The 10458-nt window shown below is 70.4% G+C and carries 10 protein-coding genes; all 10 read right to left on the minus strand.

The genetic code is table 11. The features are described from left to right. On the minus strand, positions 1-740 hold a 740-nt coding region (locus tag M8J73_RS44065; RefSeq protein WP_249829903.1), incomplete at its 3' end, for a lyase family protein. 99 nt (positions 741-839) lie between these two features. After that, positions 840-2123 carry an NAD(P)/FAD-dependent oxidoreductase gene (locus M8J73_RS44070; RefSeq protein ID WP_055542255.1) on the minus strand — a complete coding sequence of 428 codons (1284 nt, stop codon included), beginning with the start codon at positions 2121-2123 and terminating at the stop codon, positions 840-842. Positions 2124-2174: 51 nt separating this feature from the next. After that, complete coding sequence (locus tag M8J73_RS44075; protein WP_249829904.1) at positions 2175-2840, minus strand: haloacid dehalogenase type II; 666 nt, start codon at positions 2838-2840, stop codon at positions 2175-2177. 45 nt (positions 2841-2885) lie between these two features. Further along, complete coding sequence (locus tag M8J73_RS44080) at positions 2886-3824, minus strand: aldo/keto reductase (protein WP_249829905.1); 939 nt, start codon at positions 3822-3824, stop codon at positions 2886-2888. Further along, positions 3821-5281 carry an aldehyde dehydrogenase family protein gene (locus M8J73_RS44085; RefSeq protein ID WP_249829906.1) on the minus strand — a complete coding sequence of 487 codons (1461 nt, stop codon included), beginning with the start codon at positions 5279-5281 and terminating at the stop codon, positions 3821-3823. Before M8J73_RS44085 ends, M8J73_RS44080 begins: the two co-directional genes overlap by 4 nt. Beyond that, positions 5278-6231, minus strand: a complete 954-nt coding sequence (locus M8J73_RS44090) for a succinylglutamate desuccinylase/aspartoacylase family protein (protein WP_055541142.1) — start codon at positions 6229-6231, stop codon at positions 5278-5280. The genes M8J73_RS44085 and M8J73_RS44090 overlap by 4 nt, the downstream gene beginning before the upstream one ends. A 23-nt stretch (positions 6232-6254) precedes the next feature. Then, the gene (locus M8J73_RS44095) at positions 6255-7637 is read right to left on the minus strand and encodes an aminotransferase class III-fold pyridoxal phosphate-dependent enzyme (RefSeq protein WP_055541143.1); all 1383 of its coding nucleotides are present in this window, start codon (positions 7635-7637) and stop codon (positions 6255-6257) included. After that, positions 7634-8500, minus strand: a complete 867-nt coding sequence (locus tag M8J73_RS44100) for an ABC transporter permease (RefSeq protein ID WP_055541144.1) — start codon at positions 8498-8500, stop codon at positions 7634-7636. The genes M8J73_RS44095 and M8J73_RS44100 overlap by 4 nt, the downstream gene beginning before the upstream one ends. Then, positions 8497-9393, minus strand: coding sequence for an ABC transporter permease (locus tag M8J73_RS44105; RefSeq protein ID WP_055541145.1), 897 nt, complete (start codon positions 9391-9393; stop codon positions 8497-8499). The genes M8J73_RS44100 and M8J73_RS44105 overlap by 4 nt, the downstream gene beginning before the upstream one ends. Positions 9394-9396: 3 nt before the next feature. After that, positions 9397-10458, minus strand: a 1062-nt coding sequence (locus tag M8J73_RS44110) for an ABC transporter ATP-binding protein (protein WP_249829907.1), incomplete at its 5' end; no start/stop codon positions are given.

A 10458-nucleotide genomic window follows, 5' to 3' on the forward strand; every position in this document is an offset into this window, starting at 1 on the left:
TCGGCGTATCCGGCGGGCGCGTTGAGGCCGGTGCCGATGGCCGTGGCACCCAGGTTGATCTCATGGATCAACTCGACGGCCTCGGCAAGCCGGGACCGGTCCTCCTCGATCATCACGGCGTACGCGGAGAACTCCTGGCCGAGCGTCATCGGCACGGCCTCCTGCAGTTGCGTCCGGCCCATCTTGAGCACGTCGCGGAACTCGACCGCCTTGCGGGCGAACGCGTCCTGGAGGACGGCCATCGCCTTGAGCAGTCCCCGTACCGCGAACACCGTCGCGATCTTCACGGCGGTCGGGTAGACGTCGTTGGTGGACTGGCCGAGGTTGACGTCCTCGTTGGGGTGCAGGAACTCGTACCGGCCCTTGGCGTGGCCGAGGAGTTCCAGCGCCCGGTTGGCGACGACCTCGTTGGCGTTCATGTTCGTCGACGTACCCGCGCCGCCCTGCACGACATCGACGACGAACTGCTCGTGCAGCTTGCCGGAGCGGATCTCCCGGCACGCGGCGACGATCGCGGCGGCCTTCCCCGCCTCCAGCAGGCCCAGTTCCTCGTTCGCGCGGGCGGCGGCCTCCTTCACCGCGGCCAGCGCCTCGATCAGATGCGGGTACGCGGAGATCGGCATGCCGGTGATCGGGAAGTTCTCCGTGGCGCGCAGGGTGTGGACACCCCAGTACGCGTCGGCGGGAACGTCCCGGTCGCCGAGCAGGTCGTGTTCGCTGCGGGTGACTGCGGCGGTCATGGGTGTACGGGCCTTCTCTCAGGGGGCGTCCAGGGGTGTCGCGGGGGCCTTTCGCGTCGCCGCGGTCAAGGCCCCCGCGGTGTCACCGGCGGCGCCTGGTCAGAACAGGCGGTCCTTCGCCTTGTAGTAGGCGCCGCCGAACGGCAGGAACCAGGCGGTGCCGTTGTAGAAGGGGACGGGGACCTTCGGGAATCCGAAGCCGCGCAGCGGGTTGGCCTCCGGCCTGCCGTCCATCATCTCGGCGACGGCGCGGCCCATGTACGTGGCCATCTGGACGCCGTGTCCGCAGTAACCCATGGAGTAGTACAGGCCGTTGACCTCGCCCGCGTGCGGAATGCGGTCCCAGGAGAAACCGACCATGCCGCCCCAGACGTAGTCGATGCGCACCCCCGCGAGCTGCGGGAAGATCTCGGTCATCTCCCGCTTGAGGATGTCGCCGCTCTTGACGTCGGAGGCCGGGTTGGAGGGCGCGAAGCGGGCCCGGCCGCCGAAGGCGAGACGGTTGTCCGGGGTGAGGCGGACGTAGTGGCCGACGTTCTTGTGGGCGACCAGCAGACGGCCGTTGGGGATGAGTTCCTTGGCGCGGGCCTCCCCCAGCGGCTCGGTGACGATGATGAAGCTGCCGACGTTGATGAGCCGCTTGCGGAACCACGGCATCGACTTGTCGGTGTAGGCGTCCGTCGCCGCCATGACCTGCTTGGCGCGGATGGTGCCGTGCAGGGTCTCCACCACGAAGCCGCCGCCGGGCAGGCGGGTGAGGCCGGTGGCGGCGTTGCGCTCGTGGATCTCGGCGCCGGCACGCTCGGCGGCGTCCGCGAGGCCGCCGACGAACTTGCCCACGTGCAGGGCGGCGCTGTCCGGGTCGAGCAGGGCGCCGTGGTAGTAGTCCGTGCCGAGTTCGGCTCGTAGCTCGCTCTTGCTCAGGACGATCGTCTCGTGGCCGAAGTTGTCGGCCAGGTCACGCTGCTTGGCCTGCAGGCCGTCGAAGTGTCCGGGCTTGCAGACGGCGCCGAGGCGCCCCGCACGGTTGAAGTCGCAGTCGATGTTCTCGGTGGTGGTGAGTTCCTCGACGAGGTCGACGGCGTCACGGAAGGCGTTGTACAGCTCCAGGGCGCGCTCCTGGCCGAAGCGCTTGCGCGCCTCGGCGGGGCTGATGGTGATGCCCTGGGTGCACATGCTGCCGTTGCGCCCGGAGGCGCCCGCGCCGACCTGGTCCTTCTCGACGAGGACGACCCGGGCGCCCTTGCGGGCGGTGTGGTAGGCGGTGGACAGCCCGGTGAGGCCGCCGCCGATCACCACCACGTCCGCCTCGTCGGGCAGGTCCTTTCCGGAACGGTCGGGTCGGGCGGGAGCTGTGTCCAGCCAGTAGGGGATCTGCTTCATGGCGTTGCGTCCTCTGTGTTTCTCGGTCCTGTACCGCCGTCGGGCCCTCGGTCAGCAGCCGAGCAGCTTCGGCAGGCCCGACAGGTCGGGCAGCTCGTCGTAGGGCTGGTAGTCGGCGCTGCCGGGGTGGCCGTAGCGGTTGATCCACACGCGGCGCTTCAGGCCGAGGTCACGGGTCGGGATGTGGTCGTACTCCCAGCCCTGCGCGGTGTGGATGACCTGGGACGGCTCGACGCCGATGGTCTTGAAGGCGTACTCGAAGGTCTGGCGGTCGGGCTTGTAGGCGCCGGCCTGCTGGGCGGTGATGACGTAGTCGAACTCGACGCCGATGTTCTCGACGTTCCGCGCGATCAGGTTGTCGTCGGTGTTGGAGATGATGGCGATCTCGTAGCGGGACTTCAGGGCGCGCAGGGCGTCCGGGACCTCCGGGAAGGGCCCGAAGGTGGGGACGGCCTCGACCAGGGCGTCGCCGTCGGACTCGCGGTACTCCAGGCCGTGCAGGCGCATGGCGTTGCGCAGGCTGGAGTGCAGGATCTCGTGGTAGGGGCGGTAGGCCTCCAGGACGGCCTGGAACCGCATGACGCGGAAGTCGTCGAGGAACTCGTCGACGTCCAGGTTGTCCAGGTCCAGCCGGTCCTCCAGGACCTTCAGGGTCGTGGGAGCCAGCTCGAAGTTGATCAAGGTCGCGTAGGCGTCGAAGGTGACGATCTCTCGCATGGTGTTCAGCCTCGTCTCGCGGGGTTTCTCGGGTGGGTGGGGGCTTCAGACGACGCGTTCGCCGGGGGCGACGATCGCGTCCAGCGCGGCCAGGTCGGCCGGGCTCGGTATCCAGTCGGCGGCCGCCGCGTTGGCGGCGACCTGTTCGGAGGTCATGGCGCCGCAGATGACGGAGCCGACGGCGGGCAGGGCGGCCAGCGCGCCGACCGCGACCTGGAGGAGGGTCAGACCGCGTGCGGCGCCGTACGCGGTGAGGGCCTCGACCCGGTCGAGGGCCGCGTCGGTGAGCCAGCCCCGCCGCCAGGACAGGCGGCTGCCGGGCGGGGGCCGCTCACCGCGGCGGTACTTGCCGCTGAGCAGGCCGTTGGCCAGCGGGTAGTACGGCAGCAGGCCGAGGCCGTGGCGCAGACAGGCCGGGATCAGGTCCTGTTCGGCGCCGCGGTCGAGGAGGTGGTAGCGCGCCTGGGTGGACACGAAGGCGTCCGTGAGCCGCTCGGCGGGGAGGTTCGAGCACCCGATGTGGAGGATTTTGCCCTCGTCGACCAGTTCCGTCAGCGCGGCGACCGTCTCCTCCAGCGGCGTGACGCCGTCCGGTTCGTGGTACTGGTACAGGTCGATCCGGTCGGTGCCGAGCCGGGTCAGCGAGGCCTCCACCGCGTACCGGAGGTAGGCGCGGGCGCCGCGCGGACCGTACAGGTCGGCGTCGCGGCCCATCGCCTTGCCGAACTTGGTGGCCAGCACCACCTCGTCGCGGTGGCCCTTGAGCGCGGCGCCGAGCAGCCGTTCGCCGTCGCCGCGCAGACCGCCCCGGTCCCCTGCCCCGCCGTACATGTCGGCGGTGTCGAACAGGGTGATCCCGGCGTCGAGGGCGGCGTGGACGACGGCCTTCGTGCCGTCCTCGTCGAGGCGGCTGCCGACGTTGTTGCCGCCCACGCCGACCACCGAGACGGTCGGGCCGCGCTCACCGAGCGTGCGGTATCTCATGACCGGTTCCCGAACCCGATGCAGACGTTCTTGGTCTGCAGGTAGCTCGCCAGTCCTTCGAGGCCCTTCTCCCGGCCCCAGCCGCTGTGCTTGTAGCCGCCGAAGGGCAGTTCGACGCCCGTGCCGACGCCGGTGGCGTTGACGTAGACCTGGCCTGCCCGGATGCCTTCGGCGAGGCGCATCGCCTTGTCGATGTCGCGGGTCCAGACGTAGGAGGCGAGGCCGTACGGGCTGTCGTTGGCGATCTCCAGGGCCTCGGCCACGTCGTCGAACTCGATGACCGTGACGACGGGGCCGAAGATCTCCTCGCGGGCGCACCGGGCCTGATTGTCCAGTCCGGTGAGGACGGTCGGCCGGACGTAGTAGCCGTCGGCCAGCTCGGGCTCGGTGGGGGCGCCACCGCCGGCCCGGGCCACCGCGCCCTCCTCGCGCGCCAGTTCCAGGTAGCCGAGGACCCGGTCCCGCTGCCGTGCGGCGACGAGCGGGCCGACGTCCGGATCGCTGAGCCCGGGTCCGACGCTGAGGGAGTCGGCGTGCGCGACCAGCTTGTCGAGGAACTCCTCGGCGCCGCGCTGGAGCAGCAGCCGGGTGCCGGCCGAGCAGGTCTGCCCGGCGTTGCCGAACGCGGAGGCGGCGACGGCGCCGACGGCCGCGTCGAAGTCGGCGTCGGCGAAGACGACGACAGGGGACTTGCCGCCCAACTCGGTGACGGAGGGCACCACGTTGGCGGCGGCAGCCTGGGCGACCTTGATGCCGGTCGCCACCGAACCGGTGAAGGTGACCTGGTCGATGTCCGGGTGCCCGGCGAGGGCCGCGCCGGTCTCGCCGTCACCGGGGACCACGTTCAGCACGCCCGGCGGAAGACCGCACTCCAGGGCGATCCGGCCGATCTCCAGCGGGGTGAGCGGTGCCTCCGGCGACGGCTTGAGCACCACCGTGCAGCCCGCGGCCAGGGCCGGGGCGGAGCCCCGCGCGGTGTTCTGGAGCGGGTAGTTGAAGGGGATGATCTGGCCGGAGACACCGATCGGCTCGCGCACCGTGTAGTCGAGCAGGCCGGGGCCGAGGGGGACCGTCGAGCCGCCGAGCTTGTCGGCGACGCCCGCGTAGAACTCGAAGTAGCGGGCCGCCGCCTCGACGTCGTTCTGGGCCTGGCGGAGCGGCTTGCCGACGTCCTGGCTCTCCAGCCGGGCCAGCCGCTCGCCCTGGTAGCGGATGGTCTCCGCGATCCGGTACAGGATCCGGCCGCGGTCGGCGGCCCGCATCCCCGCCCACTCGGGGGAGGTGAAGGCGGTACGGGCGGCGGCCACCGCCTGGTCCACGTCCGCCTTGCCGCCCAGCGCCACCTGGGCGATCGCCGTGCCGTCGGACGGGTCGAGGACGATGAAGGAGCGGCCGTCGGCGGCGGGGACCTGCTTGCCGTCGATGAGTAGCTCGTTCAACCGCATGTCGTTGGTCATGTCCGGATCTCCCCGAGCACCTCGCCGAAGATGACGACCTCGTCGCCGGGGCGGACCGTGCGGATGCGGCGCACCCAGAGCACGATGCCCTCCTGCGGCGCGCGGACCTCCTCCAGCGTGGTGCCGTAGTGGTCGGTGATGGTGGCGATCAGGTCGCCTTCCTTGCAGGTCTCCCCCGGCTCGGCGTGCGCGACGAAGAAGCCGCCGGCGGCGGAGCGGGCGAAGGTCCCGGAGACCGTGGTGTAGGTGTCCCGCAGTTCCGGTTCGCCGTCGGTCAGGCCGAGGCGGCGCAGGATGTTGCGGATCGAGTTCATGTGGTGCTCGACGTTGGTCTCGCGGTAGGTGGCGCCGCCGCACTCGATGGTGATGGCGGGCTTGCCGGCCTCGAGGACGGGGTGGCGGACGGTGCCGCCCCACTTGCCGCCCTTCCAGACCAGTTCGTGCCCGGCGGCGAGGGCGAGGTCGGTGGCGAGGTCCTCGTAGCCGCCCTGGAGGATGACGAGCGGGGCGATCTCGCCGTAGGCGCCACCGGTGTGCAGGTCGACCACGGCGTCGACGGCGGGGACGACCTGCTCGACGAAGGTGGCGGCCAGCCGCTGCGAGTAGGAGCCCTCCGCGTCGCCGGGGAAGATGCGGTTGAGGTTGAGGTGGTCGATGCCGCTGGCGCGGGCGGCGGCCTCGAAGGCGGGGGTGTTCAGGCAGGGGATGCCGACGACGGTGCCGCGCAGGGTGGCCGGGTCGAGTTCGGCGAGCACGCGACGGATGGCCTCCTGCCCGTCGTACTCGTCGCCGTGCACGCCCGCGTCCACACACAGGACGGGGCCGTCGAGGGCGCCGTTGACGACGATCAGCGGAATGCCGAGTTCCACGCCGTAGCTGCTGGTGCCGACCGGTATCAGACCCTGGGCGCGCTCGCCGGGGGCGACGGTCAGCGGACCGATGGAATACATGGGGAACCTTTCCAGGACGTGGATCAGATGCGGGCCGACGCCTCGGCCAGGACGCCCGCGATGATCGCGGCGATACGGTCGAGGACGGAGCGGTCGCTGATCAGCGGGGGTGCGATCTGGACCAGCGGGGCGGAGCGGTTGTAGACGCGGGCGAGCAGGCCGGCCTCGCGCAGCCGGCGCGGGATCAGGTCGGCGATCAGGCCGGCGCGGGCGAGGTCGCTGAAACCGCCGTCGTCGAGGTCGCCGACGAGTTCGCAGGAGTAGAAGAACCCGGTGCCGCGGACGTCGCCGACGATCGGCAGGTCCTTCAGGGCCGCCATGCGCTGGGCGAGGTCGCCCTGGAGGGCGCGGACGTTGTCCAGGACGTGGTCCCGCTCCAGGATCTCCAGGTTGCGCAGGGCGATGGCCGCGCTCAGCGGGTGCCCGGCGAAGGTGTAGCCGTGGTTGAGGACCACACCGGGCCGGTTGAGGACGTCGGTGACTTTGGTCCCGACGAGGGTCGCGCCCAGGGGGGCGTATCCGGAGGTGATGCCCTTGGCGACGGTGACCATGTCCGGGCGGGCGTCGTAGCGGTCGCCGCCGAACCACTCGCCGAGCCGGCCGAATCCCGTGATCACCTCGTCGGCGACGAGCAGGAACCCGTAGCGGTCGGCCAGCGCCCGCAGTCCCTGCCAGTAACCCCGGGGAGGTGTGATGCACCCGCCCCGGTTCTGCACGGGTTCGGCGATGAGCATCGCCACGGTCTCCGGGCCCTCGGCCAGGATCGTGGCCTCCAGCTCGGCGAGGAGCCAGGCCGTCCACACCTCGTCGTCCGCGAACTCCGGTGCGAGGCCGAAGCGGCTGGTGTTCGACACGAACCGGGTGTCGATCGCCGGCGGGCCGTACGGCTCGGTGAGGCCGGGGTCGTCGGTGAACGACAGGGTGCCGACGGTCAGCCCGTGGTAGGCGCCGCGCCGGGCGATCGCCTTGACCCGGCCCGGCTCCCCGCGCAGGGCGTGGTAGCGGCGGGCGATCTTCCAGGCGGTCTCGACGGCTTCGGCGCCGCCGCTCGAGAAGAAGGTGTGCTCGATGTCGACGGGGGCGATCCGGGACAGCCGCTCGGCGAGTTCGATCGCCGTCGGGTGCGCGGAGCCGGTCCACAGCGGGCTGTAGCTCAGCTCACGCAGTTGCCGTTCGGCGGCCTCGGCGAACTCGGGGCCGTAGGAGTAGCCGAGCTGGCAGCAGTACAGCCCCGACAGGCCGTCGATGTAGCGCGTGCCGTCCGTGTCGTCGACGTACGGGCCCTCCCCGCGCCGGACGACGAGGAGGTCCTCCCCCTCGCCGCCGAGCGATCCGTTGGCGGTCATATTCAGCAGCAGGTGCCGCTGGGCGATGGCCGCGATCGGCTGAGCGGCGGCGGCGGTCATACGGCCTCACCTCCGGGGTTGGCGACGCCGACGGTGTTCTCGACCGACAGCAGCGATTCCTGGCGTCCGGAGCCGAGCCAGCGGACCAGGGCGACCAGGCCGAGGGCGAGGATGGCGAAGGCGATGAGGATGGCGCTGACAGCGGTGACGCTGGGGTCGATCTCGAAGGTGAGGGAGTTGTAGACCTGTACCGGGAGGGTGACGGTGTCGACGGAGGAGAGGAACTGGGAGATGTAGAACTCGTCGAAGCTGGTGATGAAGGAGAAGATCGCCGCCGCGATCATCCCCGGCGCGGCCAGCGGGAAGGTGATGCGCCGGGCGATGGTCAGCCGGCCCGCGCCCATGCTGGCGGCGGCGTCCTCCAGCCGTTCGTCGATGCCGCGCAGGGTCGCGATCAGGATCAGTACCGCGATGGGTGAGGCGAGCACGGTGTGGCCGAGTGCGATGGCGATCGGGCTGCCCAGCATCGCGGCCGGCTCGAACAGCAGGAACAGTCCGAGTGCGGTGACGATCTGCGGGATGAGCAGGGGTCCGAGGACCAGGGCGAAGACCGCCGAACGCAGCGGGAGTTCGCTGCGCACCAGCGCGGTCGCGGCGGTCACTCCGATGATGAGGGAGAAGACGGTGCTCAGGGCGGCGACCAGCGCGGACAGGGAGAGTGCGGCGGGCCATTTGCTGCCGTCGGCGAAGAGGGCCTTGTACCAGTTCAGCGTCCACGCTTCGGGTGGGAAGGAGGCGAAGGCGTTGTTGCTGAAGGAGGTGACGAGGATGACGACGATCGGCAGGGCCAGGAACAGCAGGATCACGGTGGCCACCGCCGTGAGGGCGATGCGGCCGGTGAGGGTCTTGCGCAACTCCATCATGATCCGTTTCTCCTCCTACGGCTGGCGCCCAGGGAGCTGACGATCTTCACCAGGAGCAGTCCGGCCAGGGTGAGGACCAGCAGGATGACGCCCTGTGCTGCGGCGCCGTTCCACTGGTTCTCCTTGGTGACCTGCTGGTTGATGAGGGTGGCGATCATCGTCTGGTTGGGGCCGCCCATCAGGGCCGGGGTGATGTAGTAGCCCAGCGAGAGGATGAAGCTCAGCAGCCCGGCACTGGCCAGACCCGGCGCGACCAGCGGCAGATACACCCGCCGGAAGATCGTCACCCGGCCCGCACCCATACTCGCCGCTGCCGCGAGGAGGCGGCGGTCCACGCCGCGCATCACCCCGTACAGCAGCAGCACCGTGTAGGGGAGCATCATCGAGGTCGTACCGATGACCACACCGAGCTCGTTGTAGAGCAACTGGAACGGTGCGCCGGGCATCGACATGGCGGTCAGGGTCTCGTTCACCAGGCCCTTGTCGCCGAGCATGATGATCCAGCCGTAGGTGCGCACCAGCGCGGAGACGAAGTGCGGCACGACCACGACCAGCATCGCCAGCCCGGCGAGCATGGGCTTGAGCCGGGTGATCGCCTGGGCCAGGACGAACCCGAACACCAGACTCAGCACGGCCGTCTCCGCGGAGATCCGCAGGGTCGTGAACAGCACCGACAGATTGACGCCGGTGAGTGCGTCGGCGTACCAGTGCAGGGTGAACGATCCGTCCGCGTCCTTCAGGCTGAGCAGCAGCGTGGAGAAGATCGGGTAGACGAACAGCACCAGCAGGTAGACGACGACGGGGAGCGCGTAGAGGATTCCGACGCGGGTCTTGCGTGAGGCGAGGAGTTTGCGGGGGCGGGCGGGAGCGCCCGCGGTGAGGGTGGCGGCCATGGCTCACCCGCCCTGTTCGACGGGGAAGAGGTTGACGTCCTCGGGGTCGGCGGTGATTCCGACCCGCTCGCCCGCGACGGGGCCGCGTCCGGCGGGGACTTCCAGGCGCAGCAGCGGCCCGTCGCCGCCGTCGACCCGTACGCCCGCGCGGACCAGGGTGCCGACGTAGGTGGCGGTCTCGACCGTGCCGGTACAGAAGCCGTCGTCGGCGGCGCTGGCCCGCAGCCGGCCCGGCTGCACGGCGACCTTCACCTGCGTACCGGGGGCCAGTTGGTGACGGCGGGCCGTCAGCAGGCCACCGGACTGGGTGAGGCGGACCAGGGTGTGCTCGCCGTCGTGCTTCTCGACCCGGCCGGGCAGGAAGTTCGCCGCGCCCAGGAAGTCCGCCACGAACGGCGTCCTGGGCCGTTCGAACAGCTCGCGGGGGGTGTCGAACTGCTCGATCAGACCGTTGCGCATCACCGCGATGCGGTCCGACATCACCAGCGCTTCTTCCTGATCGTGCGTCACATAGATGACGGTCAGGCCGAGTTCCTGCTGGATGGACTTGATCTCGATCTGGAGCTGGTCGCGGAGCTTCTTGTCCAGCGCGCCGAGGGGTTCGTCCATGAGGATGACCGGCGGGCGGTAGACCAGCGCCCGGCACAGCGCCACACGCTGCTGCTGGCCGCCGGACAGTTCACGCGGCTTGCGTCCGCCGAACCCGGACAGACCCGCGATCTCCAGCGTCTCCCCCACCCGCCGGCGGATCTCGTCCTTGCCCACGCCGCGCAGGGTGAGGGGGAAGGCGACGTTCTCACTGACCGTCATGTGCGGGAAGAGCAGGTACTGCTGGAAGACGAAGCCCAGGCCCCGCTTCTGCGGCGCCAGGCGGGTGACGTCGCGGCCGCCGACGGTGATGGTGCCGGAGTCCGGTTCGCAGAACCCGGCGATCATCATCAGCGTCGTGGTCTTGCCCGACCCGGAGGAGCCGAGGAAGGTGACGAACTCCCCCGCCGCGATCTCCATGGACGCCTCGTCGACGGCGACGACATCGCCGTAGGTCTTGCGCAGGGCCACCACCGA

Origin of the sequence: Streptomyces neyagawaensis (assembly GCF_023516595.1) — a bacterium.
Classification (GTDB): Bacteria; Actinomycetota; Actinomycetes; order Streptomycetales; family Streptomycetaceae; genus Streptomyces; species Streptomyces neyagawaensis.

Coding starts and splice junctions, on each gene's coding strand:
- M8J73_RS44070 (WP_055542255.1), bottom strand. CDS start 2,123: ATGAAGCAGATCCCCTACTGGCTGGACACAGCTCCCGCCCGACCCGAC.
- M8J73_RS44075 (WP_249829904.1), bottom strand. CDS start 2,840: ATGCGAGAGATCGTCACCTTCGACGCCTACGCGACCTTGATCAACTTC.
- M8J73_RS44080 (WP_249829905.1), bottom strand. CDS start 3,824: ATGAGATACCGCACGCTCGGTGAGCGCGGCCCGACCGTCTCGGTGGTC.
- M8J73_RS44085 (WP_249829906.1), bottom strand. CDS start 5,281: ATGACCAACGACATGCGGTTGAACGAGCTACTCATCGACGGCAAGCAG.
- M8J73_RS44090 (WP_055541142.1), bottom strand. CDS start 6,231: ATGTATTCCATCGGTCCGCTGACCGTCGCCCCCGGCGAGCGCGCCCAG.
- M8J73_RS44095 (WP_055541143.1), bottom strand. CDS start 7,637: ATGACCGCCGCCGCCGCTCAGCCGATCGCGGCCATCGCCCAGCGGCAC.
- M8J73_RS44100 (WP_055541144.1), bottom strand. CDS start 8,500: ATGATGGAGTTGCGCAAGACCCTCACCGGCCGCATCGCCCTCACGGCG.
- M8J73_RS44105 (WP_055541145.1), bottom strand. CDS start 9,393: ATGGCCGCCACCCTCACCGCGGGCGCTCCCGCCCGCCCCCGCAAACTC.